At 61.7% G+C, this 24,071-nt stretch carries 23 protein-coding genes and 1 riboswitch; of the genes, 8 read left to right on the forward strand and 15 right to left on the reverse strand.

Features of this window, described 5'->3' with window-relative positions; genetic code table 11:
- Window positions 1-143: 143 nt before the first annotated feature.
- Window positions 144-1,409 carry a cation:proton antiporter gene (locus ACF6ZU_RS10675; RefSeq protein WP_392892191.1) on the forward strand — a complete coding sequence of 422 codons (1,266 nt, stop codon included), beginning with the start codon at window positions 144-146 and terminating at the stop codon, window positions 1,407-1,409.
- Here the strand turns inward: ACF6ZU_RS10675 and ACF6ZU_RS10680 are convergent, their stop codons facing one another.
- Complete coding sequence (locus ACF6ZU_RS10680; RefSeq protein WP_392892193.1) at window positions 1,410-2,291, reverse strand: formate/nitrite transporter family protein; 882 nt, start codon at window positions 2,289-2,291, stop codon at window positions 1,410-1,412. It abuts the gene before it with no gap.
- Between the two features lie 171 nt (window positions 2,292-2,462).
- Entirely contained in the window at window positions 2,463-2,855 is a 393-nt protein-coding gene (locus tag ACF6ZU_RS10685; protein WP_008033312.1) for an acyl-CoA thioesterase, read from the reverse strand.
- A gap of 198 nt (window positions 2,856-3,053) precedes the next feature.
- Window positions 3,054-3,152, forward strand: a riboswitch (S-adenosyl-L-homocysteine riboswitch).
- Between the two features lie 23 nt (window positions 3,153-3,175).
- On the opposite strand from ACF6ZU_RS10685, the gene ahcY reads away from it, so the two are divergent.
- From ahcY to ACF6ZU_RS10705, 4 genes are all read left to right on the forward strand, one after another.
- Complete coding sequence (ahcY, locus tag ACF6ZU_RS10690) at window positions 3,176-4,585, forward strand: adenosylhomocysteinase (protein ID WP_392892195.1); 1,410 nt, start codon at window positions 3,176-3,178, stop codon at window positions 4,583-4,585.
- A gap of 192 nt (window positions 4,586-4,777) precedes the next feature.
- Window positions 4,778-5,623 (forward strand): methylenetetrahydrofolate reductase [NAD(P)H], encoded by an 846-nt coding sequence (gene metF / locus ACF6ZU_RS10695; protein WP_392892198.1) that lies wholly within the window; start codon window positions 4,778-4,780, stop codon window positions 5,621-5,623.
- Between the two features lie 193 nt (window positions 5,624-5,816).
- Complete coding sequence (locus ACF6ZU_RS10700) at window positions 5,817-6,632, forward strand: substrate-binding periplasmic protein (protein WP_392892199.1); 816 nt, start codon at window positions 5,817-5,819, stop codon at window positions 6,630-6,632.
- A gap of 222 nt (window positions 6,633-6,854) precedes the next feature.
- The gene (locus ACF6ZU_RS10705; RefSeq protein ID WP_392892201.1) at window positions 6,855-8,720 is read left to right on the forward strand and encodes a DEAD/DEAH box helicase; all 1,866 of its coding nucleotides are present in this window, start codon (window positions 6,855-6,857) and stop codon (window positions 8,718-8,720) included.
- 258 nt (window positions 8,721-8,978) lie between these two features.
- Here the strand turns inward: ACF6ZU_RS10705 and ACF6ZU_RS10710 are convergent, their stop codons facing one another.
- The 3 genes from ACF6ZU_RS10710 to ACF6ZU_RS10720 all read right to left on the reverse strand — a co-directional run bounded on the left by ACF6ZU_RS10710 (window position 8,979) and on the right by ACF6ZU_RS10720 (window position 12,166).
- Window positions 8,979-9,566: a YceI family protein gene (locus ACF6ZU_RS10710; RefSeq protein WP_392892203.1), complete on the reverse strand. Its 588-nt coding sequence runs from the start codon at window positions 9,564-9,566 to the stop codon at window positions 8,979-8,981.
- A 32-nt stretch (window positions 9,567-9,598) separates the two neighbouring features.
- A complete protein-coding gene (locus tag ACF6ZU_RS10715; RefSeq protein WP_392892204.1) occupies window positions 9,599-10,150 on the reverse strand; it encodes a cytochrome b in 552 nt (183 codons plus the stop codon).
- A 252-nt stretch (window positions 10,151-10,402) separates the two neighbouring features.
- Window positions 10,403-12,166, reverse strand: a complete 1,764-nt coding sequence (locus ACF6ZU_RS10720; RefSeq protein ID WP_392892205.1) for a flavin monoamine oxidase family protein — start codon at window positions 12,164-12,166, stop codon at window positions 10,403-10,405.
- A 222-nt stretch (window positions 12,167-12,388) separates the two neighbouring features.
- On the opposite strand from ACF6ZU_RS10720, the gene ACF6ZU_RS10725 reads away from it, so the two are divergent.
- Window positions 12,389-13,795: an adenosylmethionine--8-amino-7-oxononanoate transaminase gene (locus ACF6ZU_RS10725; RefSeq protein ID WP_392892207.1), complete on the forward strand. Its 1,407-nt coding sequence runs from the start codon at window positions 12,389-12,391 to the stop codon at window positions 13,793-13,795.
- A 169-nt stretch (window positions 13,796-13,964) separates the two neighbouring features.
- Window positions 13,965-14,684, forward strand: coding sequence for a 16S rRNA (uracil(1498)-N(3))-methyltransferase (locus tag ACF6ZU_RS10730; protein ID WP_392892209.1), 720 nt, complete (start codon window positions 13,965-13,967; stop codon window positions 14,682-14,684).
- 85 nt (window positions 14,685-14,769) lie between these two features.
- On the opposite strand, the gene ACF6ZU_RS10735 is transcribed toward ACF6ZU_RS10730, so the two are convergent.
- Window positions 14,770-15,387 carry a hemolysin III family protein gene (locus tag ACF6ZU_RS10735; protein ID WP_392892211.1) on the reverse strand — a complete coding sequence of 206 codons (618 nt, stop codon included), beginning with the start codon at window positions 15,385-15,387 and terminating at the stop codon, window positions 14,770-14,772.
- 221 nt (window positions 15,388-15,608) lie between these two features.
- Here ACF6ZU_RS10735 and ACF6ZU_RS10740 point away from each other — a divergent pair, with 221 nt between their 5' ends.
- Window positions 15,609-16,523 (forward strand): LysR substrate-binding domain-containing protein, encoded by a 915-nt coding sequence (locus ACF6ZU_RS10740; protein ID WP_392892212.1) that lies wholly within the window; start codon window positions 15,609-15,611, stop codon window positions 16,521-16,523.
- Window positions 16,524-16,636: 113 nt separating this feature from the next.
- Here ACF6ZU_RS10740 and madM read toward each other — a convergent pair whose 3' ends face one another.
- The 9 genes from madM to mdcA form a co-directional block, all read right to left on the reverse strand.
- Entirely contained in the window at window positions 16,637-17,401 is a 765-nt protein-coding gene (madM, locus tag ACF6ZU_RS10745) for a malonate transporter subunit MadM (protein ID WP_392892214.1), read from the reverse strand.
- A gap of 1 nt (window position 17,402) precedes the next feature.
- Window positions 17,403-17,819 (reverse strand): malonate transporter subunit MadL, encoded by a 417-nt coding sequence (gene madL / locus ACF6ZU_RS10750; protein ID WP_008026228.1) that lies wholly within the window; start codon window positions 17,817-17,819, stop codon window positions 17,403-17,405.
- Window positions 17,820-17,884: 65 nt separating this feature from the next.
- A complete protein-coding gene (gene mdcH / locus ACF6ZU_RS10755; protein WP_392892217.1) occupies window positions 17,885-18,796 on the reverse strand; it encodes a malonate decarboxylase subunit epsilon in 912 nt (303 codons plus the stop codon).
- Window positions 18,793-19,413, reverse strand: a complete 621-nt coding sequence (locus tag ACF6ZU_RS10760; RefSeq protein ID WP_392892218.1) for a malonate decarboxylase holo-ACP synthase — start codon at window positions 19,411-19,413, stop codon at window positions 18,793-18,795. Before ACF6ZU_RS10760 ends, mdcH begins: the two co-directional genes overlap by 4 nt.
- Window positions 19,407-20,210 (reverse strand): biotin-independent malonate decarboxylase subunit gamma, encoded by an 804-nt coding sequence (mdcE, locus tag ACF6ZU_RS10765; RefSeq protein WP_392892220.1) that lies wholly within the window; start codon window positions 20,208-20,210, stop codon window positions 19,407-19,409. The genes ACF6ZU_RS10760 and mdcE overlap by 7 nt, the downstream gene beginning before the upstream one ends.
- The gene (locus ACF6ZU_RS10770; RefSeq protein ID WP_392892222.1) at window positions 20,207-21,058 is read right to left on the reverse strand and encodes a biotin-independent malonate decarboxylase subunit beta; all 852 of its coding nucleotides are present in this window, start codon (window positions 21,056-21,058) and stop codon (window positions 20,207-20,209) included. Before ACF6ZU_RS10770 ends, mdcE begins: the two co-directional genes overlap by 4 nt.
- Window positions 21,051-21,350: a malonate decarboxylase subunit delta gene (locus tag ACF6ZU_RS10775; RefSeq protein ID WP_392892224.1), complete on the reverse strand. Its 300-nt coding sequence runs from the start codon at window positions 21,348-21,350 to the stop codon at window positions 21,051-21,053. Before ACF6ZU_RS10775 ends, ACF6ZU_RS10770 begins: the two co-directional genes overlap by 8 nt.
- Window positions 21,350-22,225, reverse strand: a complete 876-nt coding sequence (locus ACF6ZU_RS10780; protein WP_392892226.1) for a triphosphoribosyl-dephospho-CoA synthase — start codon at window positions 22,223-22,225, stop codon at window positions 21,350-21,352. The genes ACF6ZU_RS10775 and ACF6ZU_RS10780 overlap by 1 nt, the downstream gene beginning before the upstream one ends.
- Window positions 22,225-23,895 (reverse strand): malonate decarboxylase subunit alpha, encoded by a 1,671-nt coding sequence (gene mdcA / locus ACF6ZU_RS10785; protein ID WP_392892228.1) that lies wholly within the window; start codon window positions 23,893-23,895, stop codon window positions 22,225-22,227. The genes ACF6ZU_RS10780 and mdcA overlap by 1 nt, the downstream gene beginning before the upstream one ends.
- Between the last annotated feature and the right edge of the window lie 176 nt (window positions 23,896-24,071).

Here is a 24,071-nt window from a genome sequence, read left to right on the forward strand (position 1 = left end):
GCAGGCTCGCTCCCACAGGGATCTCTGGTGAACACAAGCGTTGTGTACAGCCGGGATCAAATGTGGGGCGGGCATGTCCGCGAAGAAGCCGACTCGATGCGCCTGCCTGAAAACCAATCCCTCCCCTCATCCAAGGACCCCGGATGCTTGAACTTGTCGCTGCGTTTATCTGCCTCACGTCCCTCCTCACCTACGTGAATTTCCGCTTCATCGGCCTGCCTCCGACCATCGGCGTCATGGTCACCGCGTTGATGTTTTCCCTGCTGTTGCAAGGCCTGAGTTTCATCGGCTACCCCGGCCTGGAAGAACGCGTGCAACAGCTGATCGGCCAGATCGACTTTGGTGATCTGCTGATGAACTGGATGCTGTCCTTCCTGCTGTTCGCCGGCGCGTTGCACGTCAATCTCAACGACCTGCGCAGCTACCGTTGGCCCATCGGTTTACTGGCCACCTTCGGCGTATTGATCGCCACCGCCGTGATCGGCAGCCTCGCCTATTACATTTTCGCCCTGTTCGGCTGGCACGTGAGTTTCCTGTACTGCCTGCTGTTTGGCGCGCTGATTTCTCCCACTGACCCGATCGCTGTACTCGGCGTGTTGCGAACGGCCAACGCGTCCAAGCCGCTGAAAACCACGATCGTCGGCGAGAGCCTGTTCAACGACGGCACGGCGGTCGTGGTGTTCACCGTATTGCTGGGTATCGCGCAACTCGGTGAAACCCCGACCCTCGGCGCCACGGCCATGCTGTTCGCGCACGAAGCGATAGGCGGCGTTCTGTTCGGCGGGCTGATCGGCTATCTGGTGTACCTGATGATCAAAAGCATCGAGCAGCATCAGATCGAAGTGATGCTGACGCTGGCATTGGTGATCGGCGGCTCGGCCATGGCGTCGGAGCTGCACGTATCCGCGCCGATCGCGATGGTGGTTGCCGGCCTGATCATCGGCAACCTGGGCCGCAACCTGGCGATGAATGACATGACTCGAAAGTACCTGGACGGCTTCTGGGAACTGCTCGACGACATGCTCAACGCGCTGCTGTTTGCCCTGATCGGCATGGAGCTGTTGCTGCTGCCGTTCAACTGGCTGCATGTGCTGGCCGCGAGTCTGCTGGCGCTGGCGATTCTGCTGTCGCGCCTGTTGACGGTGGCACCGGCCATCGTACTGCTCCGGCGCTGGCGCACGGTCCCGCGCGGAACGATCCGGATCCTGACCTGGGGCGGTTTGCGCGGCGGCGTTTCAGTCGCGCTGGCGTTGGCACTGCCGTTGGGCCCTGAACGTGATTTGCTGCTGAGCATCACCTACATCGTGGTGCTGTCATCAATCCTGTTGCAGGGCTTGAGCATCGGCAAGCTGGTGAAGCACGTGACCCGAAATGAACCGGCACCTGCCACGCCGGTCGAGCATCACTGATCACTCGTCGGACTTGCGCGGATCGGGCTCCTGATCCGCGCTCTTCTTCGGCGGCCCGCTCTCACTGCGAATTTGCGCATGACTCAACAGCGCAAAGATGAAGCTGCCGCCAATGATGTTGCCCGCCAGCGTCGGCCCGGCGAACACCAGCCAGAAATCCTTCCACGGCAACTCGCCGGCAAACACCAGGTACGAAACCTCGGCCGAGCCCACCACGATGTGCGTGAAATCCCCCAGCGCCATGAGGTAGGTGATGAGGATGATGATCCACATCTTGGCGCTCTCCATGGACGGGATCATCCAGACCATGGTGGCGATCATCCAGCCCGAGACGATGCCTTTGGCGAACATTTTGCCGACGTCATTCTCCATGACCTTGCGCCCGATCTCGAGGAAAGCCAGGTCGGTCTTGGTGTCGAAAATCGGCAGATGCAGCATCACGTAGGCCACGAGCAATGTGCCGCAAAGGTTGCCCACCAGCACGACCGACCACAGGCGCAGCAAGCGCCCGAAGTTGTTCAACGTGGGTTTGGTCATGACCGGCAATACGGCCGTCAGCGTGTTCTCGGTGAACAACTGCTGCCGGGCCAGGATGACCGCGAGGAACCCGGCGCAGTAACCGAAACTGGCAATCACCTTGAAATGCTCGCCATCCGGCAGGCGCGAGTTGAGCAACCCCATGGCCATCAGCGACAGGCCCATGGTCAGGCCGGCAGCCAGCGCCGACCACCATAACGCTGCAACGCTGCGTTCCAGCTCCTGATCGCCCTGGGTGCGGATGATCTCGTGCAGCACCGCGGCGCGCGGTGGCTGGTTCTTGTCGACCTCATGCTTCTCTTGCTCAGAGAGGTTCGGAGTCTTGCCGTCTTTTTGCGTGTCCATAAAGCTCCGGAACCGGTGGCGGGCGATGTAGGTACGACACGCGGGGGTTGGCGCTGTTCACTGCATGGAGAGGTTTCTGTAGGAGCCAGCTTGCTGGCGATGGGACCGACTCGGTTTCTGCGCTGTCGCTGATTACGCCATCGCCGGCAAGCCGGCTCCTACGGACTCGCATTACTCGTCCTTGAATTGATCTTTAACGTACTTGATTTCGGTGCGGCCGTGGGGCGCGGGCAGGCCGTCTTCACCGAGGTTGACGAAGACCATCTTCTCCACCGTCAGGATGCTTTTGCGGGTGATCTTGTTGCGCACTTCACACGTCAGGGTGATCGAGGTGCGACCGAACTCGGTGGCGGTGATGCCCAGTTCGATGATGTCGCCCTGGCGCGAGGCGCTGACGAAGTTGATTTCGGAAATGTATTTGGTGACCACGCGCTGGTTACCCAGCTGGACGATGGCGTAGATCGCCGCTTCTTCATCGATCCAGCGCAACAGGCTGCCGCCGAACAGCGTGCCGTTGGGGTTGAGGTCTTCGGGTTTTACCCATTTGCGGGTGTGGAAGTTCATATTCACTCCTGAGCGTCTTGCCGAATGATGGGTGTCATCATGGCAGAGCCCGGACTAGAGCTCTATTAAGCATCGACTATGGTCTCGATTACCGTTCGGACATTGACCAACAGAAAGGCTTTGGAAGATCAGCATAGCCCGCTATAATCGCCACCGTTTCAAAACGGTAACGTTCCATTGATACCGTTTTCCCGCCACCTGTCCGAGGGGCGCTGCAGCAGGCTAGACCTGTCAGGCTCGGATGGGGCGTTGACTGGCCACGGCCAGACACTAAACGCACAACGGCGCCCATTCGCATACATTACGAATGGAGGCTCATCATGAGCGCTGTTATCACGCCTGCAGATTTTAACGATTACAAAGTCGCCGACATGTCCCTGGCTGCCTGGGGCCGTCGCGAAACCATCATCGCTGAGTCCGAAATGCCAGCCCTGATGGGTCTGCGCCGCAAGTACGTCGGTGAGCAGCCGCTCAAGGGCGCCAAGATTCTCGGCTGCATCCACATGACCATTCAGACTGCCGTGCTGATCGAAACCCTGGTTGCCCTGGGTGCCGAAGTGCGCTGGTCGTCCTGCAACATTTTCTCGACTCAGGACCAGGCCGCTGCCGCTATCGCTGCTGCCGGCATCCCGGTTTTCGCCTGGAAAGGCGAGACTGAAGAAGAGTACGAGTGGTGCCTGGAGCAGACCATCCTGAAAGATGGCGCGCCATGGGATGCCAACATGATCCTCGACGACGGCGGCGACCTGACCCAGCTGCTGCACGACAAGTACCCACAGGTTCTGGATCGCGTTCACGGCGTGACCGAAGAAACCACCACCGGCGTTCACCGTCTGCTGGACATGCTGGCCAAGGGCGAGCTGAAAATCCCGGCCATCAACGTCAACGACTCGGTGACCAAGTCCAAGAACGACAACAAGTACGGCTGCCGTCACAGCCTGAACGACGCGATCAAGCGCGGCACCGACCACCTGTTGTCCGGCAAGCAAGCGCTGGTCATCGGTTACGGCGACGTGGGCAAGGGCTCCGCTCAGTCCCTGCGTCAGGAAGGCATGATCGTTAAAGTCTCCGAAGTCGACCCGATCTGCGCCATGCAAGCCTGCATGGACGGTTTCGAACTGGTTTCGCCGTTCATCGACGGTATCAACAACGGTACCGAAGCAAGCATCGACAAAGCGCTGCTGGGCAAGATCGACCTGATCGTGACCACCACCGGCAACGTCAATGTTTGCGACGCGAACATGCTCAAAGCCCTGAAGAAGCGCGCTGTTGTCTGCAACATCGGCCACTTCGACAACGAAATCGACACCGCTTTCATGCGCAAGAACTGGGCATGGGAAGAAGTGAAGCCACAGGTTCACAAGATCCACCGTACCGGCGCTGGCGCATTCGATGCCCAGAACGACGACTACCTGATCCTGCTGGCCGAAGGCCGTCTGGTTAACCTGGGTAACGCCACTGGCCACCCAAGCCGCATCATGGACGGTTCGTTCGCCAACCAGGTTCTGGCTCAGATCTTCCTGTTCGGCCAGAAGTACGCCGACCTGTCGCCAGCCCAGAAAGCCGAGCGCCTGACCGTAGAAGTACTGCCGAAGAAACTCGACGAAGAAGTGGCCCTGGAAATGGTCCGCGGTTTCGGCGGCGTCGTGACTCAACTGACCAAGACCCAGGCCGACTACATCGGCGTGACCGTCGAAGGTCCGTTCAAGCCGCACGCTTACCGCTACTGATCTGCTGACCGTCTGCGCGGTGTTTCGATACACCGCGTCGCCTGCTCCCCTGTAGGAGCGAGCCCTGCTCGCGATGGACGTCAACGATAACGCGTGCTGTCTGGATACACGCGCTGCCCTTACGTTTTTCGCGAGCAAGCCCGCTCCTACAGAGGATCAGCGTTCGCCTTACGCGTTTCCAAGGATATGACCATGTCCCAAGACCGTCGCTACAGCTTTGAGTTCTTCCCTACGAAGACCGACGCTGGGCATGAAAAGCTGCTCGCCACTGCTCGTCAGCTGGCTACGTACAACCCCGATTTCTTCTCCTGCACCTATGGCGCTGGCGGCTCGACCCGAGATCGAACCCTCAACACCGTGTTGCAGCTCGAAAGCGAAGTCAAAGTCCCTGCCGCACCGCATCTGTCTTGCGTGGGCGACAGCAAGGACGACTTGCGCGGCCTGCTGGCGCAATACAAGGCCGCCGGCATCAAGCGTATCGTCGCCCTGCGCGGTGACCTGCCGTCGGGCATGGGCATGGCCAGCGGTGAACTGCGCCACGCCAATGACCTGGTTGAATTCATTCGTGAAGAAACCGCCGATCATTTCCACATCGAAGTCGCCGCTTACCCGGAAATGCATCCGCAAGCGCGCAATTTCGAAGACGATATCGCCAACTTCGTGCGCAAGGCCAACGCCGGTGCCGACAGCGCGATCACCCAGTACTTCTTCAACGCCGACAGCTACTTCTACTTTGTCGAGCGTGTGCGTGCGCTGGGCGTGAACATCCCGATCGTGCCGGGCATCATGCCGATCACCAACTACAGCAAGCTCGCGCGCTTCTCCGACGCCTGCGGTGCGGAAATCCCGCGCTGGATCCGCAAGCAACTGGAAGCCTACGGCGACGACACCCAGAGCATTCAACGCTTTGGTGAACAAGTCATCACCGAGATGTGCGAACGCCTGCTGCAAGGTGGCGCACCAGGGCTGCACTTCTACACGCTGAACCAGGCTGAAGCGAGCCTGGCGGTGTGGAACAACCTGAAGCTGCCGCGCTAATAGTTGTCACACGCAACAACAAAAGATCGCAGCTTGCGGCAGCTCCTACAACGGATTGTTTAGTCCCTGTAGGAGCTGTCGCAAGCTGCGATCTTTTGCTTTCCACGCAGTTTTTTGTGAAGCAACCCACGGAGATAGAGCATCTGCAGCCGGTTTCTGGCTCTTTCCCGTTTCTCGTCGTAATCTCAAGCCCATGCCTTCGATTACCCAGTTACTGACCGTGTTGCTTTTCACTTGCCTGAGCTTTGCCGCTCGGGGCGAGAAACTGCGCATTGTCACTGAACCGTGGGCACCTTACGTCTACGAGGAAAACGGTAAATCCCTGGGCCTGGACTACGAAACCACTGCCATTGTCTTCAAAAGGCTGGGCATCGAAGTGGAGTGGCAATTCCTGCCATGGAAACGCTGCCTGTCGATGCTCGAAACAGGCCAGGCCGATGGCGCGCTGGACATTTTTCACAGCGACGAGCGCGACGCCACCCTGCTCTATCCCAGCGAACCGCTCTCGGAAGTCGAGTTCGTGCTGTTCTACGCCAACGAGCGACCGCATCCGTTCCGCACCCTCGAAGATTTGAAAGGCCTGACGATCGGCACGTCTCCGGGTTACCTGTACAGCCCGGACTTCAGCCAGTCGACGCTGTTCACCCGTGAACCGGCGCCCACCCATGAAGCCAACTTCGGCAAACTGGTGCGCGGGCGGATCGACCTGTTGATCACCGACCGCCGGGTGGGCCAGCATTTGCTCGACGAATTGAAAATCCGCGGCCAGATCAGCGAAAACCCGACCGTCATCAGCCAGCAAAGCCAGTTCCTCGCCGTGCGCCGCAATGCCGGGATGGACTTGCTGGTGCAACGTTTCGGTGCCGAACTCAAACGCTTCAAGCGCGAGCCTGCCTATGCCGAACTGAGCGCCCGCTATGGCGCCGATCCGACGATCAGCACCAACGCCGCCGGGGCCACCGCCATCCGCGAAAAAACCGTTGAGCAGCAGGAAAGCGGCGCGCAGTGATTGCTCTGTTATACTCCGGCCTTCCCGCCAGGCTCACGCCCGGACGCTCGGACTTGTTCAAGGCATCTCGACCCCGCTACAGCGCAGCTTTCAGCCCGCGCGAGCGCTCCAGACGAGCTTTCAAGGCCCAGCAGGACCGGACGGGATTGCGTTCCTCTTAAACGCCATTCGCGCCAGGCAAGACTCCCATTGGGCCAAGCCCTAACTAAAACAGGATTACTCATGTCCTTTGCTTCCCTCGGTCTCTCCGAGGCTTTAGTCCGTGCCATCGAAGATGCGGGCTATACCGAGCCTACTCCGGTGCAACAGCGGGCCATTCCCGCCGTGTTGCAAGGTCGCGACCTGATGGTCGCGGCACAGACAGGTACTGGTAAAACCGGCGGTTTCGCCCTTCCGATCCTGGAGCGGTTGTTCCCCAACGGTCACCCGGACAAGTCCCAGCGCCATGGCCCGCGCCAACCGCGCGTACTGGTCCTGACGCCGACCCGCGAACTCGCGGCCCAGGTACACGAGAGCTTCAAGGTCTACGCCCGTGACCTGAAGTTCGTCAGCGCCTGCATCTTCGGCGGCGTCGGCATGAACCCGCAGGTTCAGGCCATGTCCCGCGGTGTTGACGTGCTGGTGGCCTGCCCTGGCCGCCTGCTCGACCTCGCCGGCCAAGGCAGCGTCGACCTGTCCCACGTGGAAATCCTCGTGCTGGACGAAGCCGACCGCATGCTCGACATGGGCTTCGTCCATGACGTGAAGAAAGTCCTGGCCCGCCTGCCGGCCAAGCGTCAGAATCTGCTGTTCTCCGCGACCTTCTCCAAAGACATCACCGACCTCGCCGGCAAGCTGCTGCACAACCCGGAACGCATCGAAGTCACGCCGCCGAACACCACGGTCGAGCGTATCGAACAGCGTGTATTCCGCCTGGCCGCCAGCCACAAGCGTTCGCTGCTGGCGCACCTGATCACCGCCGGCGCCTGGGAACAGGTGCTGGTGTTCACCCGCACCAAGCACGGCGCCAACCGCCTGGCCGAGTACCTGGACAAACACGGCCTGAGCGCCGTGGCGATCCACGGCAACAAGAGCCAGAACGCGCGCACCAAAGCCCTGGCCGACTTCAAGGCCGGCGAAGTGCGTATCCTGGTCGCCACCGACATCGCCGCCCGCGGCCTCGACATCGACCAGCTGCCACACGTGGTCAACTTCGAATTGCCGAACGTCGACGAAGACTACGTTCACCGCATCGGTCGTACCGGCCGTGCCGGTCGTTCGGGCGAGGCGATCTCGCTGGTCGCTCCGGACGAAGAAAAGCTGCTGAAAAGCATCGAGCGCATGACCAAGCAGAAAATCGCCGACGGCGACCTGATGGGCTTCGATTCCAGCGCTGTGGAAGCCGAGAAACCGGAAGTGCGCGAGCGTCCGGATGTGCGTAACCCGCGCAACCCACGTGGCCCGCGCGGCGACGGTCCGAATGGCAGCGGCGGTGGCGGCGGTCGTAAAGACAAGGGCAAGGACAAGGGTGGCAAGGAAAAACCGGCCAGCGGCCGTGGCGAACGTCCGGCACGTGAGCAGAAGCCACGTGAAGGCACGCCTGCCCGCGAGCAACAGCGCCCGGCGCCTCGTGCGGCGGCTGATCGTGCTCCGGACGAGTTCCTGGACGACGATATCGATAACTTCGGTAACCGCGTCGACTACGTACCTCAGGCCAAACCGGCCCAGGGTCGCGGTCGCCGTCCGGGTGCTCCGGCACAAGGTCAGGCTGCTGGCACTCCGCGCACCGGCGGCAAACCTCAGGGTCGTCAAAGCGGCCCGCGCAGCAGCGACGGCGCCACCACTGGCACGCCACCCGCCAAGCGCAGCGGTCCACGCAACGGTGCGCCACGTGACGGTCAGGCCCGTCGCGAAGAAGGCCGCAACCGTCGCCCGGCACGTGACGAGCAGTCACGCTCGGAACCGGCCGTGCAGAACCCGCGCGGTCCGGCACCGAAGATCATTCACAAGGAGTCGAAAACCGATCGTTTCCCGACACCTGAGCAACTTGATCAACTGCCAGGCCGTCCGCGCGGCGAGAAACCAGCCTTGCTGACTCGCAATCGCTGATTTGACGCTGCCCTGAAAAAAGCCCCGGACCTCACGATCCGGGGCTTTTTTATGCCTGACAACAATCCACTGTAGGAGCGAGCTTGCTCGCGAAAAACGTACGGGCAACGCGTTTATCCAGACAGCCTGCGTTTTCGTTAACGTCCATCGCGAGCAAGCTCGCTCCTACAGTGGATCTGTGGCCGGGGAGATTGTGGCAGGCAATAAAAAACGCCCCCGACCGCAAGGTCGGGGGCGTTTTGGTGTCGGGGGCGAATGTTACTTCGCTTTCACACCTTCAAACGTCACGTACAGCTCGACCGCGTCGGACGATGGGCCCAGGTCTTTCTGCTTGCCGAAGTCGGAACGCTTGATGCTGGTGGTGCCTTCGAAGCCGGCACGGTAGCCGCCCCATGGATCCTTGCCTTCACCCAGGAAGGTGGCCTTGACCACGACTGGCTTGGTCACGCCCAGAATGGTCAGGTCGCCGGTCACATCGGCAGTGTCTTTGCCAGCGGCGTTTTTGCCGGTGGATTTGACGCTGGTGGACACGAAGGTGGCTTTGCTGGCGTTCAGGAAGTCTTTGCTGGAGATGTGCTTGTCACGCTCAGCATTGTTGGTGAACACGCTGGCGGTGTTCACGTTGAACTCGATCTTGGCGTCTTCAGGCTTGGCAGCGTCGAAGCTGAACTTGCCGTCGATGTCCTTGAAGGTACCGGTGATGAAGCTGTAGCCCAGGTGGCTGATCTTGAAGTCAACGAAGGCGTGCTGGCCTTCTTTGTCGACGACGTAGTCAGCGGCCATTACGTTACCGGCGGACAGCAGCGCGGAACCGATTGCCAGAGCGGCGAGGGTCTTTTTCAACATGCTTTCTATTCCTTTGGAGTCGAGGTTGAACTTCAGGCTTTGCGACCGAGCATTCGAGTGAGGGTCGCATCACGATCGATAAAGTGGTGCTTCAATGCTGCCAACGCATGGAGGCCGGAAAAAATTACCAGCACCCACGCCAGATACAGATGAATCACACCGGCGGTGTCTGCCTGGTCCGGTAGCCCGGATACCAATGCAGGAACTTCGAACAGGCCAAACACCGGAATCCCGACACCATCTGCGGTGGAAATCAGGTAACCGGCAATCATCACAGCAAACAGACCGAAGTACAGAAACCCATGGCCGAACTTCGCGCCGATGCGCGTCAGGCGGCTATAGCTTTCCAGCGAGGGCGGCGGCGGGCTGACAAAGCGCCACAGCACGCGAAGGACCATGACGGCCAGTAACACCAGGCCAATGCTCTTGTGCAACTCCGGCGCGTCTTTGCGCCAGGTGCTGTAGTAGTCGAGACCGACCATCCACAACCCCAGTGCGAACAGGCCGAAGACCGCCAGCGCCACGCCCCAGTGCATGAAGATGCTGACCCAACCGTAGCGGGAAGTAGAGTTACGTAGCTGCATGCCCAAATCCTGTGAGAATTGCGACCAAGACTAACGAGTTATCTATCGAATTAAAGCGGAAAATTTCGCTTTGAAATATCGAGAAATACGATCAAGAGTCTGAAATCCGTGCGTTAAGGAAAGATTAAAGACCAATGTGTGAGAAAAAATGACATCCAATTCAAGAACACCTTCATCACAGTATTTATTCAGTTCTTTTTTTCAGGCATAAAAAAACGCGGCATTTCTGCCGCGTTTCTTTAGTCTCGACGCTTACTGCGCCTTGGTCTCCGTTGCCGGGGTCGCTGGCTTCTTCGCCGGTTCAGCTTTTTTCGCTGGCGCTTTGGCCGGGGCTTTCTTGGTCTCGGCCTTCGCTACCGGCTTCTTCACCGCCGCTTTGGCCGGGGCCTTTTTGGCTGGCTCGGCTTTCACCGGTGCCGCAGGCTTCGGCGCTTCGACCGCTGCGGGTGCAGGTGTCGGTGCCGGGGCTGGAGCCGGTGCAGGAGCAACCGGTGCGACAGGCTCTGGTGCCTTCGCCGGTTCCGGTTTCTTGTCGTCGTCGGAAGAGCCACCGAACAGGTTGCTGAAGAAGTTGCCTTTCTTCGCGGCTACCGCGCCGGCCGCCGCAGCGGTCGCTGCCGGTACAACTTTCTCCGGTTCAAACGACTTGCCCGCCGCCAGGTCTTCAACCTGACCAGCCGCACGCTGACCGGTGCGCAATGCGCCTTCCAGGGTGCCCGGGTACAAGGTGTCGGTGTGTTCGCCGGCAAATGCTACGCGTTGCAGCGGACGTTCCCACAGGCGCCAGTACTTGCTGATCTGGCCCGGGCCGAAGGCCAGGTAAGCGCCGCCCATCGACGGGTCGGTGCTGTAGCGACGAATTTCATAACCGGTGAACGAGCCGCGCGCCTGTGGATAAAACGCGTGCAGGCGAATCAGCACCTGATCGGCCATCTGCTTGTCGCCGAACGCTTGCATCACCCGGGCATTGTCGCCGGACAGGTTGATCACCACGTTGGCACCACCCTTCAGCGCCGGCTCGACCCACAACATGCCAAGACCGGTGTTGCTGTAGATTTCGCCGGACATGCGCGCCTTGCTTTCCCACACTGGCGTCTTGAACTTCAGCATGATCTGGTCGCGCCAGCCGTAGTTGGTGCCTTTGATCGCGCCCAGGTGCTGGGCATCCAGCGCCGGGGTCATCTGGATCTTGGCCAGTGCGCGCAACGGCACGGCGACGACAACGTAGTCCGCCTGGTAGCCAACGCTGCCGACCTTGACGTTCACGCCGTCCTTGTCCTGGGTGATGGACGACACCGGGGAGCTGGTCTTGATGGTTTTCAGTTGCTTGACGAACGCCTGGGCCAGCACCGGACTGCCACCGAGCAGGCGCGAGGCGCGCAGGTCACGGTCGGACACGCCACGGTAGACGCGGCTCTGTTGGGCGAAGTACAGCAGCGACAGGCGCGAAGGCTCGTCATAACGGGTACGAATCTGTTGATTGACCAGCTGACGGGCTGTCGGCGGCAACGTCAAGCGATCCAGCCAGTTGGACACATTGATCTGGTCCAGCGCATGCAGCGTGGCGTTGGCCGACGGGTTCTGCGGGTCCTCGATGGAGCGCGCCAGGTCGTCCAGGGTCTTTTCGTAGCGCTTGAGTGCTTCGGCGGTGGCCGGCTCCTTGGTGGCCAGGTCGGCAGCGGTGTAATACACGCCGTCGATCAGGTAGCTCGGCGTACGCACGAACTCCGGTGCCGGCTGGGTGCTCAGCTTGAAGGTCGAAACGTATTTGTTCAGCACCGGCTGGGTCTTGTCGTTGCCGATCCACTCGCTGGTGGCCATGCCGGAACGACCGCCGAGGCTCGGCTTGGCTTCCAGCAGGGTGACCTGCCAGCCTTTGTTCTGCAGTTCGTAGGCCGCCGTCAGGCCCGCGAGCCCGCCGCCGATCACGATCGCCGTTTTATCCTTGGCCAGCGCAGACACGCTGAACAGCCCCAACATCACCAGCGCACAGGCGCGCAGCCAACCAGCAGACATTCAGCGAACTCCGGAAATACACGAGGAAAAAGCAGTTTTACGAGTCAGGCGACTCAAAGAACCGCGAAGAATACGTTAGCCATCAATAGGCCGCCAGCGACGTCTATCGCCCCATACAAAGTAGCTCAATCGACACAATGGGTTGTTCCCGCGCGACGCATTGCATAGGCTTGCGCGATTGTATGTCCGCGCGTGTCACGGACCGCCTCGAGGAGACTGAACATGGGCCTGAACAATCAGTGGATGCAACGCGATCTCGCGGTGTTGTGGCATCCCTGCACCCAGATGAAAGATCACGAACAGCTGCCGCTGATCCCGATCAAGCGCGGCGAAGGCGTGTGGCTCGAGGACTTCGAAGGCAAACGCTACCTCGACGCGGTCAGCTCCTGGTGGGTCAACGTGTTCGGCCACGCCAACCCGCGCATCAACCAGCGCATCAAGGATCAGGTCGATCAGCTGGAGCATGTGATTCTGGCCGGTTTCAGCCATCAGCCGGTGATCGAGCTGTCCGAGCGCCTGGTGAAGATGACACCGGAAGGCCTGACCCGGTGCTTCTACGCCGATAACGGTTCCTCCTGCATCGAAGTCGCGCTGAAAATGAGCTTTCACTACTGGCTCAACCGCGGCCAGCCGAACAAGAAGCGCTTCGTCACCCTGACCAACAGCTACCACGGCGAAACCATGGCGGCGATGTCGGTGGGCGACGTGCCGCTGTTCACCGAAACCTACAAGGCGCTGCTGCTCGACACCCTCAAGGTGCCGAGCCCCGATTGCTACCTGCGCCCCGAAGGCATGAGCTGGGAAGAGCATTCGCGCAACATGTTCGCCGCGATGGAACAGACCCTGGCGGAAAACCATGACACCGTTGCGGCAGTGATCGTCGAGCCGCTGATCCAGGGCGCCGGCGGCATGCGCATGTATCACCCGGTTTACCTGAAACTGCTGCGTGAAGCCTGCGACCGTTACGGCGTGCACCTGATCCACGACGAAATCGCCGTCGGTTTCGGCCGCACCGGGACGATGTTCGCCTGCGAACAGGCCGGCATCCGTCCGGACTTCCTCTGTCTGTCCAAGGCCCTGACCGGCGGCTACCTGCCGCTGGCGGCCTGCGTGACGACCGAAGACGTCTACAGCGCGTTCTACGACGACTACCCGACCCTGCGCGCCTTCCTCCATTCCCACAGCTACACCGGCAATCCGCTGGCGTGCGCGGCGGCGTTGGCGACGCTGGATATCTTCGAAGAAGACAATGTGATCGAGAACAACAAGGCGCTGGCCCAGCGCATGGCCTCCTCCACCGCCCATCTGGTCGATCACCCGAACGTGTCGGAAGTGCGCCAGACCGGCATGGTGCTGGCCATCGAGATGGTCAAGGACAAGGCGACCAGGGAAGCCTACCCGTGGCAGGAACGTCGCGGCCTGAAGGTGTTCCAGCATGCCTTGGAGCGCGGTGCTTTACTTCGACCGCTGGGCAGCGTGGTGTATTTCCTGCCGCCTTACGTGATCACGCCGGAGCAGATCGATTTCCTGGCCGAGGTGGCCAGCGAAGGGATCGACATTGCAACCCGCGACAGCGTGAGCGTGTCGGTGCCGCAGGACTTCCACCCCGGGTTCCGTGATCCGGGGTGATTGATTTCACTTGATTCTGTGGGGGTCTGGCCTGGCGCCATCGCCAGCAAGCTGGCTCCTACAGGGATTTGTGGCTGCCAAAAATTTTGTGTACGACATCCAACCTGTAGGAGCCGGCTTGCCGGCGATAGCAGCCTCAAGAACTACACATGAATTACAGAGACCCCGCATGAGACTGTCCCGCTTCTTTATCGACGCCCCCCTGAGCACCGGCCAACACGAGTTGCCCGAGGCCCAGGCCCACTACATCAGCCGTGTGCTGCGCATGGCCGAGGGCGATGCGTTGCAGCTGTTCGATGGCTCGGGCCATGAGTTTCGCGCCACGCTGGTGGAGGTCGGCAAGAAACGTGTGGTGGTGCAGATCGATGAAAGCTTCCCCGGCCAGGTCGAATCGCCCCTGCAGATCCATCTCGGCCAGGGCCTGTCCCGCGGCGAGCGGATGGATTGGGCGATTCAGAAAGCCACGGAGCTGGGCGTGACCGAAATCACCCCGATCTTCAGCGACCGCTGTGAAGTCCGCCTGAAGGACGAACGCGCCGACAAACGCCTGCTGCACTGGCGCCAGGTGGCGATCAGCGCCTGCGAGCAATGCGGGCGCTCACGGGTGCCGGTGATTCACCCGCCGCTGCTGCTGGCGGACTGGCTGAAGCAGACTGAGGCAGAGTTGAAGCTGGTGCTGCATCCGGTGGCCGAGCCGTTGGTGAGCCATGCCAAACCGGCGACGCTGGCATTCCTGATCGGGCCGGAAGGTGGGTTGTCGGATGCCGAGGTGGATCAGGCCAAAGGGGCGGGTTTTCATGCGGCGCGACTTGGGCCGCGGGTGTTGCGCACCGAGACCGCGCCGGTAGTGGCGTTGGCGGTGGCCCAGCAACTTTGGGGTGATTTCTAGGGCCCCATCGCGAGCAGGCTCGCTCCCACATTGGAACGCGTATCCCTGTGGGAGCGAGCCTGCTCGCGAATAGCCGCGACGCGGTTTACAGGACGTAAAACATGATCGCGACGAAGTGCAGCAAACTCCCCGCGATCACAAACAGATGCCAGATCCCGTGCGCATGCCGCAGCCGGTGATCCAGGGCAAAAAAGATGATCCCGACGGTGTACAGAATCCCGCCCGAGGCCAGCCACGCAAACCCGGCCGTGCCCAGCGCCGCAAGCAACGGTTTGACCGCCACCAGTACGATCCAGCCCATCACCGCGTAAATCACGATCGACAGGATCCGCGCTTCCGAACGCGGCTTGATCTCCTGCAGGATGCCGATCAACGCCAGCCCCCAGACAATCCCGAACAACGTCCAGCCCCACGGCCCGCGCAGGGTCACCAGGCAGAACGGCGTGTAGCTGCCGGCAATCAACAGGTAGATCGAAAAGTGATCGACCTTCTGCATGATCGCTTTCTTGCGCCCGCGCACGCTGTGGTACACGGTTGACGCGCTGTAGAGCACCATCAAGGTGAAACCGTAAATCGCCACGCTGACGATCTTCCACGGGCTGCCGTCCATGCCGGCGATCACCAGCATCCACACAGCCCCGACCGTCGCCGCCACCGCCCCGACCAGATGCGTCCAGGCGTTCAATCTTTCCCCGTGATACATGTGTTGCTCACCTCACAATCCCGTACAGCGTTGCGCAAGGCTCAGGCCTCAAGCGTAAAAGCGCAATGTTTCAAATCCGTAGGAGCCGGCTTGCCGGCGATTGGCCCGCAAAATTTATATTGATCTTGAGGCCGCCATCGCCAGCAAGCTGGCTCCTACAAAGGTCTGCGGTGCTTTGAAGAATTGGGCACAATCGGGTCATTCCAAAAAGAGTCTGCGCGATGCTGATCGACGAAGAGTTGACCCTGAAAAAACTCGAGGTGTTCCTGGCCTTCATGCGCACCGGCAACCTGGCCCGGGCCGCCGCCGAGTTGCAGACCAGCAACGTCAGCGTGCACCGCGCCATTCACTCCCTGGAAAGCGCACTGCGTTGTCCGCTGTTCAAGCATGAAGGCCGCAACCTGACGCCGCTGGAAAGTGCGTATGTGCTGGAAGAACGGGCGCAGAAGCTGATTCAGGACGTGGTCGAAAGCGTGCGCCTGACCCGCGAAGCCGCCGGGTTTTCCGCTGAGCGCTTCAAGCTCGGCTCGCTGTATTCGCTGACGGTGAAGACCGTGCCGCAGCTGATCATGGGCCTGAAAATCCGTCGAAGCGAGCTCAACATCGACCTGATTCTCGGCTCGAATTTCGACCTGCTGTACAAGCTCAAGAACATGGAAGTCGATGCGATCCTGGTGTCGCTGGATGACAGCATCATCGACCCCGACCTGGAACATATCCCGCTGTTCTCCGATGACATCTTCCTGGCCACACCGGCCGACTCCAAGTTTGCGCAAAGAAGCGAAGTGGACCTGGCCGAAGTTCGCGACGAGACCTTCATCACCCTGACCCAGGGCTTCGCCACGCATCAGGACGGCAACCGCGTCTTCAAACAGGCAGGCTTCGAGCCGAAGGTGGCGATGCAGGTCAACGACATCTTCACCCTGCTGAGCATGGTCAGTTCCGGGGTGGGTTACGCGTTGCTGCCGGGGCGGATTGCGGCGGTGTACGAGAACCGGGTGAAGCTGATCCCGTTGCAGGAAAAGTACCGGTTGCAGCAGCACATTGGCGTGGTGTTTTTGAAAGCCAAGGAGCGCGATCCGAATTTGCTGGCGTTGCTGGCGGAGTGTCGGATGTATGCCAATCGCCAGGCTTGAAACCGAGGCGCGGCCATCGCGAGCAGGCTCGCTCCCACAGTTGGAATGCAATCCCCCTGTGGGAGCGAGCCTGCTCGCGATGGCGTCAGCTCATTCAACAATGATCTATCGGGTCAACCGACAATCCCGCGAACAATGAAGTACAACAACGACGGCCCAAGCAGACACCCAAGCCCGGTGTGGAAGGTCGCCGTCAACGCCCCATAAGGCACCAATCGCCGATCCGTCGCCGCCAACCCGGCAGTCACACCGCTGACAGTCCCGGCCAAGCCGCCAAACACCATCGCCGAACGCGGATTATCCAGCCCCATCCAGCGTGCAGCCATCGGCGTACCGACCATCACCAGAATCGCCTTGATCAATCCGGTGGCAATCGACAGCGCCACCACATCCGAACTCGCGCCGATCGCCGCACCGGTCACCGGCCCGACGATGTACGTCACCGCGCCCGCGCCGATGGTGGTCATGCTGATCGCATCGCGATACCCGAACGCCCAGGCAATGCTCGCCCCGACAATGAACGGCAGCACCGTACCCAGCAACAGCGCAATCACGCCGATCAACCCGGCCTTCTTCGCTTCGGTGGCCTGCACTTCGAACGCCGTGGCGACGATGGCGAAGTCGCGCAACATCGCGCCGCCCATCAGGCCGATGCCGGAAAACAGCGTCAGGTCCGCCAGGCCTTTTTGCCCGCCGGTCATGGTGCCGCCGACCCAGGCCAGTACCAGACCGATGACGATGGCAATCGCCGAGCCGTGAATCCGTCCGAACGTCAGGCGCTTGGACAACACCACCGACACCCACATGATCACACCGACGAACGCGAACGCCGTGACCAGACCGTTGGTTGCCAGGCCTTTCTCGATGACTTCCAACATATCAGCGACCTCCTACTGGCGTGCCGACCGGCGTGAGTTCCGCAGGCTCATCGGGCAACGGTTCGCCCTTGTGGGTCCGGCTGATCAAAGCAATGGTGCAGCCGCAGAGCACCACCGAACCGATGGCCGCGAGCACCGCCACCGGGCCGCCGTGCAACGCGGTCACAACGTTCTGTTGCGCGGCCATCGCCACCACCACCGGAATGTACATGGCACCCCAAAAGCCGACGCCCATCTCGCAATCCTTGGTCATGCCGCCGCGCTTTTGCATCCACAACCGCGCGCAGATCAGCAGGATCATCGCGATCCCGACCCCGCCGACATTGGATTTCACGCCGAGCAATACGCCCAGCGCATCGCCCAGAATCACCCCTGCCAGCGTACAGATCGCCAACAGCGCCACACCGTAAATAATCATTGTTGTTGTCCTCAAAGTGCATCGTCGAATGTTGTTTTTGTTGTTCGAAGGCCTGAGTCGGAGGTCTAGAGTTGGCGGCTTCCCTCCTCACGCAACAGCGCCTGTAAGGTGTCGAGCCGCGCGCCGTCGAAAGCAATCACGGTGCCCTGCTCGAACACCCGGCGCGCCAGCCCGGTGAGTACCGCACCGGGCGGCAGTTCGATCTGTAGACGTACACCGCGCTCATAAGCGCTTTGCACGGTGCCGCGCCAATCGACGACACGGCACATGTTGAAAGCGAGGTCGTCGCGCAATGCGTCCGTGTTGATGACCGGTCGCGCGCGGCTGCCACTCAAGTAGCCCGTCGTCGGCGTTTTCAACGGCACGCTGGCGAAGGCTTCGGCCAGGGTTTTTGCCGGTGTTTCCAGTAGCGGGCAGTGGGACGGCACGCTGACCGCCAGACGTTTTGCCAGACCGGCACCGCGACCTTTTGCCAACTCGGCGACTGCCTTCATGGCCGCATCGCTGCCGGCGATCACCACCTGGTTATCGGCATTGATGTTGGCCAGGTAAACCGGCGTATCGATGCTGTGAACCTGCGCCAGCAAACCCTCCACTGTGGACAACTCCAGACCGATGATCGCGGTCATGCCGTAGCCTTGTGGATAAGCCTGCTGCATCAATTCACCGCGCAGGCTGACCAGGTGCAGCGCATCGCTGAAGCTCAAGGCGCCCGCCACCACCGCCGCCGGATAGGCGCCGATGGACAAGCCGGCCACGTAATCTGCCGTCATTGCTAACTGGCGCGACGCCGCGACACCGGCGATCAACAGGCAAAGCTGAACGGCCCGGGTCGACTTCAAAGCATCGGCCGTATCCAGCAGCAATACATCTTCGCCGAGCACATCACTGGCCTCGATCAGCGTTTCCCGAGGCAAACGATGGAGCATGCCCGGTTGCTGCGCGCCCTGGCCGGGGAACACCAGCAAACTGCTCACGCCGCTTGCTCCAGCGGGTTCCACGGATCAACCACCAGACAGGCTTCGCGGGCGCTTTTCAGCAAAACCCGGCGCGCGGGGCTGGCCCATTCGCGCAGGGCGACGGCGCCGAAAGGCGTCTGCAATTGCATGTCCACCTGGCACGCGGCGCGGTCCAGAATCTTCAGCAACTGGTGCGCCTGAGCACGTTCCAGCGGCTGCGGCGTGCGCAAGATCAAGTCGAGGTCGCTGCCCTCGTGCAACGCAACAAAACCACTGGCCAATTCAAACCCGGCGCTGCCGCTGACACCCCACACCCAGCCGCAATCATCGAGCAGCGGCCGCAACTGGTTGAGGGCCTGCACGGCGGGCAGATCCCGGTCGATCGAGACATGACACAGCGCTTCCGGTGCGACGCGACGCTGAACCGCATCGACCGGCATCAGCGTCGCAAAACGCTGTTCCCGCAAGCGACCGCGAACCCCGACCGCGATGAGATCCGGCGCGCTCAGGGCTCGCCGAACCACCACCGGCTGGCCGGCGCGGATGGACTCGGCCACCCACACAGGCGCATCCGCAGGCAGCTGCTCCGGGGTCATGCCCCAGAGCAGGTCGTGAGCCAGAAACGTGCTCACCACTGCGCTCTCAGCAGTTGGCGAACCTGGCTCGATGCCGCGCGGTTACTGGCGCCCAGCCGGCTGCTCAAGTCGCGACCGCTTGCCGCGACATCCGCAATCGCCTGGCCCAGGCATTCAGTCACTCGCGCCAGATCAGCCGCCGTCGGCTGTTCAATCTGTTCAACCGACAAGGTTTCCCACAACAGACCCAGGCTCGCGTAGCTGTCGATGTCATACGCCATCGGCGGCACGCTGGCCGCCAGCGCTTCCAGTTCTTCGACGCTGCGCAACGTCACCCGCGCCGCCGACGCCTTGCCCATCGCATGCACCATCACGCCCGGATCGCGTAGGGCGATCAAGCGGTTGGCCTGGTAACCATGCGCCAGGAACGCACCGGACATCGCCTTGCCCACCAGCAAGCCAATCACGGCGTGGCCGGCCAGCCGGGCGCGGGCATAACTGTCGGCAGCACCCGCCAACGCCTGATGAATGCCGAGGGCTTCTTCGCGTCGACCGTAAGCCTGACTCGGCACATCGACGATGGCGATCAAGGCGCGCTTATGGGATTTATCCGCGTCAGCTGCAATGACGTCATCCACCGCTTTGGCCAGGCCCCAACCTTCCAGCAAGCCGACTTCGCCGTTACGAGCGCGAACGAAGCGATTGTCGGGATCAGCCACCACGGCGATAAACCGCACCGGCTGATCGCCCAACTCACCATCGGCGACTTTCAGCGACGCCGGCAAACCTTCCACCAGTTTCGCGCCTGTGCTCAAGGCGTTGAACCAGTTCAAACCACGCAGGGAATACGAACTCATGAGCGCTCTCCTTGATACAGATCGCGAACCGTCGCCGCATCTATTTGCGGCTCGGCGTCCAGTCGGGCCAGGCGTTGCAGGAACAGATCGGCCTGCTGGCTGCGTGGTTGTTCCGGCAAGCCTTGCTTGAGCAATTCACTGACCTGCTGCTGGATCTGCGCCACGTCGTCAGCGACAAAACGGTCCACCAGACCGCTGGCAAAACGTTGCTCGCCACCGGTCAGGCTCCAGATGAAGGGGCGGTCGCGGGAGTCGTATTCTTCGAGCCCGGCTTCCTGCTCGATCACCTGCGGACCGTTCAAGCCGAGCCGGGCTTCCTGGGTCACCAGCAGATAACTGCACAACCCGGCGGCAATCGACATCCCGCCAAAGCAGCCAACGCTGCCCGCCACCACACCGACCACCGGTTGGTACTGGCGCAGGTCGACAATCGCCGCATGGATATCGGCAATCGCCGCCAGTCCGAGGTTGGCTTCCTGCAAGCGCACGCCGCCGGTTTCCAGCAGCAGCACCGCGCGGGTCGGAATGCCGTTGCGGTTGTCTTCGGCCGCCAGTTCCAGGGCGCCGGCAATCTTTGCCCCGCCGACTTCACCGAGGCTGCCGCCCTGGAACGCGCCTTCGATCGCCGCGATCACCACCGGCAAACCGCCGAGGCTGCCCTTGGCGATCACCACGCCGTCATCGGCTTGCGGCACCACGCCCTGGCGCGACAGCCACGGCGACATGACGCGTTGAAACGGATCGAGCAATTCACGGTAGGTGCCGGCGTCGAGCAAGGCTTTCGCCCGTTGCCGGGCGCCGAGTTCGACAAAACTGTGTTTGTTGAGGAGCGCTGCACTGTCAGTCATGGCCGATCTCCTCGAAGCCTTGTTCCAGACGCAAGCGCACCACGCCGGGGGTGGCGCCGAAGTCGTGGATATCGATGGCCATCGCCGGCGGCGTCTGGCCGTCGAACATCCGCGCAAACAGATGCTGCCAGCGTTGTTCACTGCCATTGACCGAGGTCTGCACCTTGATGGTCAAGGTGCCCGCCTGACCCGGTTCGATCAGCACTTCCAGATCGCCCGAGCCGACACAACCCACCAGCGTACGACCGCGAGGCGGCTGCCCGGCGGGGAATTCAAAGGATAAGGTTTCCATCAAAACGCTCCCTGGATAACGGCGTCGCCCGACTCGATGCGGTCGATGAACAGGCAGGCTGCGAGCAAGTCCGCAGCGCCACCGGGCGAGGCATTCAACGCGATTAATTGTTGGTCCAGCTCATGCAGGCAACGACGACCGGCGAGGCTAGCGCTGCCGCCGGCATCGAGCACGGCCTGGGCGCCGAGTTGCATGGTGTGCAGGCCTTGTTCGCCGGCGCGGTAGAGCACGCAGGTGTCGGCCAGCTGCGTCATGATCGCCAGCAAGGCATCGAGGCGCGCGTTCTGTTCGCCATGGCCGGCAGCGCGGCTGCGCTTGAGTTGCGGCAGTGCGCGTTGAGTCACGGCCGGGAAACCGAGCTGGGCTTCTTCGCGGGCTCCGCGGGCGCCGTAACGCTGGGCGACTTGCGCGCCGTGGCTCATCGAGCGCGGCGCGTAACGGTCGTCGAGCAACGCCAGGCGCGCCGCGCGCAGGGTGATCGAACCGGCCGCCGTTGCGCGGGACTCCAGCGCGACAGCGGCAACCAGCAGACCCAAGGCCCAGATCGCGCCGCGATGGGTGTTCACACCATTGGTGGTGGCGAGCATCGCTTGCTCACCTTCCCGGCCAATCCGCCCCACCGCTTCACGCAGCGGCAAACCGACTTCGCCCAATTCGATGGCCGCTTCCGCCATCTCCTTGAACGTCGGCCACAACGACAGCGCCGAGGCGTGCATCAGCCCGAGGTGCAAATCGGTGTGTGCGCCATTGCCGCGACGATCCACCAGCGCCGGCTTCGGCGACAGGTCGGCTTCGTCGATCAGCGCGTCCACCGCCAGGTCCGCCAGCCGTTCGGCCAGCGACAGAGGTTTCGGTTGCAGGTTGAATGCGTGCATTACCAGCTCCTGAATTTGGCGGGCGGGTTGTAGAGGCCACCGGACCATTCCACCAGATCGGCCACGCTTTTCGCGGCGAGCAATTCGCGGGTGGCGTCGGTGCGGCGGATGCCGAGGTCTTCAGGCAAGGCGATCAAGCCTTCGCGGCGCATGCGCGCGGTGTCTTTGGGGTTGTGACGCAGGCCGATGGCGGTCACGCCGGCGACAGCGGCGATCATCGCCTGGCGTTCTTCCAGCGAGCGCGCCTTGTACAGATAGGCGATGCCTTCTTCGGTCAGCAGGTGGGTGACGTCGTCCCCGTAGATCATGATCGGCGCCAGCGGCATGCCGCTTTTCTTCGCCACTTCCACGGCATCGAGGGTTTCGACGAAGGTCGGTTTGCCGCCCTCCTGGAAGGTCTCGACCATTTGCACCACGAGTTTCTTGCCGCGTTCGAGCATCGGTTCGGGCCCGTCGGTGTGGCGCATGTCGAGCCAGGCTGGGGTGCCGTGACGGCGACCGCGCGGGTCGTGGCCCATGTTCGGCGCGCCACCGAAACCGGCCAGACGCCCGCGGGTAACGGTGGAAGAATGGCCATCGCCATCGACTTGCAGGGTCGCGCCGATGAACAGGTCCACCGCGTATTGCCCGGCCAGTTGGCTGAACATCCGGTTGGACCGCAGCGAGCCGTCGCGCCCGGTGAAGAACACGTCGGGCCGCGCGGCGATATAGTTTTCCATGCCCAGCTCGGTGCCGAAGCAATGCACGCTTTCGACCCAGCCGCTCTCGATGGCCGGGATCAAGGTCGGGTGCGGATTGAGCGTCCAGTTGCGGCAGATCTTGCCTTTGAGGCCGAGGGATTCGCCGTAGGTCGGCAGGATCAGTTCGATGGCGGCGGTGTTGAAGCCGATGCCGTGGTTCAGCGACTGGACGTTGTGTTTTTCGTAGATCCCGCGGATCGCCATCATCGCCATCAGCACGTGCACCGGTTTGATGTGGCGCGGGTCGCGGGTGAACAACGGCTCGATGTAGAACGGCTTGTCGGCCACCACCACGAAATCGACCCAGGACGCTGGAATGTCTACGCGCGGCAGGTCGGTCACGTCGTCCACCAACTGGTTGACCTGGACGATGACGATGCCATCGCTGAAGGCCGCCGGCTCGATCAGTGCCGGGGTGTCTTCGGTGCTTGGGCCGGTGTAGATATTACCGGCGCGGTCGGCCATGAAACCGGCCGAAAGCACGACGTTGGGAATCAGGTCCACCACCAGCCGCGCATAGAGTTCGATGTAAGTGTGGATCGCGCCGATTTCCAGCAGGCCGTCTTCCAGCAGCTGGCTGATGCGCAGGCTCTGGGTGCCGGCGAACGAAAAGTCGAGCTTGCGGGCGATGCCGCGTTCAAACAGATCGAGGTGCTCGGAGCGCCCGACACTCGGCATGATCATGTGCAGGTCATGCAGTTTGGCGGGATCAGCCTTGGCCAGGGAGCGCGAAAGAAAATCCGCCTGCTTCTGGTTGTTGCCCTCCAGCACTACACGGTCGCCGGGCAGGATCAGCGCTTCGAGCGCCGCGATGATGTTCTCGGTCGGCAGGACCACACCATCAGCCAGGTCCTTGACCAACTCGAGACGCCGCTGCTTTTCACTGCGCCGCCGCGTCCATCGCGAGTCGGGGGATATTGTTGTTGTCATGACCACTCCACGGGTTCGCTGTCGTGGGGGTCACCTTAGGAGTGTCGGACGGGGGCATCAATCAAGCAGAGCGGTGAATCGTTACGGTCAGGGTAATGGTCGCTGAATGTTCCGGCCCCATCGCGAGCAGGCTCGCTCCCACAATGGAATGCGATCCCTGTAGGAGCGAGCCTGCT

The sequence above is a fragment of the Pseudomonas migulae genome (genome assembly GCF_043225285.1).
Lineage (GTDB): Bacteria > Pseudomonadota > Gammaproteobacteria > Pseudomonadales > Pseudomonadaceae > Aquipseudomonas > Aquipseudomonas migulae_C.

What these genes read in the sequence shown, in the direction of transcription:
- ACF6ZU_RS10675 (WP_392892191.1), top strand. Translation starts at nt 144, where the DNA reads ATGCTTGAACTTGTCGCTGCGTTTATCTGCCTCACGTCCCTCCTCACC.
- ACF6ZU_RS10680 (WP_392892193.1), bottom strand. Translation starts at nt 2,291, where the DNA reads ATGGACACGCAAAAAGACGGCAAGACTCCGAACCTCTCTGAGCAAGAG.
- ACF6ZU_RS10685 (WP_008033312.1), bottom strand. Translation starts at nt 2,855, where the DNA reads ATGAACTTCCACACCCGCAAATGGGTAAAACCCGAAGACCTCAACCCC.
- ahcY (WP_392892195.1), top strand. Translation starts at nt 3,176, where the DNA reads ATGAGCGCTGTTATCACGCCTGCAGATTTTAACGATTACAAAGTCGCC.
- metF (WP_392892198.1), top strand. Translation starts at nt 4,778, where the DNA reads ATGTCCCAAGACCGTCGCTACAGCTTTGAGTTCTTCCCTACGAAGACC.
- ACF6ZU_RS10700 (WP_392892199.1), top strand. Translation starts at nt 5,817, where the DNA reads ATGCCTTCGATTACCCAGTTACTGACCGTGTTGCTTTTCACTTGCCTG.
- ACF6ZU_RS10705 (WP_392892201.1), top strand. Translation starts at nt 6,855, where the DNA reads ATGTCCTTTGCTTCCCTCGGTCTCTCCGAGGCTTTAGTCCGTGCCATC.
- ACF6ZU_RS10710 (WP_392892203.1), bottom strand. Translation starts at nt 9,566, where the DNA reads ATGTTGAAAAAGACCCTCGCCGCTCTGGCAATCGGTTCCGCGCTGCTG.
- ACF6ZU_RS10715 (WP_392892204.1), bottom strand. Translation starts at nt 10,150, where the DNA reads ATGCAGCTACGTAACTCTACTTCCCGCTACGGTTGGGTCAGCATCTTC.
- ACF6ZU_RS10720 (WP_392892205.1), bottom strand. Translation starts at nt 12,166, where the DNA reads ATGTCTGCTGGTTGGCTGCGCGCCTGTGCGCTGGTGATGTTGGGGCTG.
- ACF6ZU_RS10725 (WP_392892207.1), top strand. Translation starts at nt 12,389, where the DNA reads ATGGGCCTGAACAATCAGTGGATGCAACGCGATCTCGCGGTGTTGTGG.
- ACF6ZU_RS10730 (WP_392892209.1), top strand. Translation starts at nt 13,965, where the DNA reads ATGAGACTGTCCCGCTTCTTTATCGACGCCCCCCTGAGCACCGGCCAA.
- ACF6ZU_RS10735 (WP_392892211.1), bottom strand. Translation starts at nt 15,387, where the DNA reads ATGTATCACGGGGAAAGATTGAACGCCTGGACGCATCTGGTCGGGGCG.
- ACF6ZU_RS10740 (WP_392892212.1), top strand. Translation starts at nt 15,609, where the DNA reads ATGCTGATCGACGAAGAGTTGACCCTGAAAAAACTCGAGGTGTTCCTG.
- madM (WP_392892214.1), bottom strand. Translation starts at nt 17,401, where the DNA reads ATGTTGGAAGTCATCGAGAAAGGCCTGGCAACCAACGGTCTGGTCACG.
- madL (WP_008026228.1), bottom strand. Translation starts at nt 17,819, where the DNA reads ATGATTATTTACGGTGTGGCGCTGTTGGCGATCTGTACGCTGGCAGGG.
- mdcE (WP_392892220.1), bottom strand. Translation starts at nt 20,210, where the DNA reads ATGAGTTCGTATTCCCTGCGTGGTTTGAACTGGTTCAACGCCTTGAGC.
- ACF6ZU_RS10770 (WP_392892222.1), bottom strand. Translation starts at nt 21,058, where the DNA reads ATGACTGACAGTGCAGCGCTCCTCAACAAACACAGTTTTGTCGAACTC.
- ACF6ZU_RS10775 (WP_392892224.1), bottom strand. Translation starts at nt 21,350, where the DNA reads ATGGAAACCTTATCCTTTGAATTCCCCGCCGGGCAGCCGCCTCGCGGT.
- ACF6ZU_RS10780 (WP_392892226.1), bottom strand. Translation starts at nt 22,225, where the DNA reads ATGCACGCATTCAACCTGCAACCGAAACCTCTGTCGCTGGCCGAACGG.
- mdcA (WP_392892228.1), bottom strand. Translation starts at nt 23,895, where the DNA reads ATGACAACAACAATATCCCCCGACTCGCGATGGACGCGGCGGCGCAGT.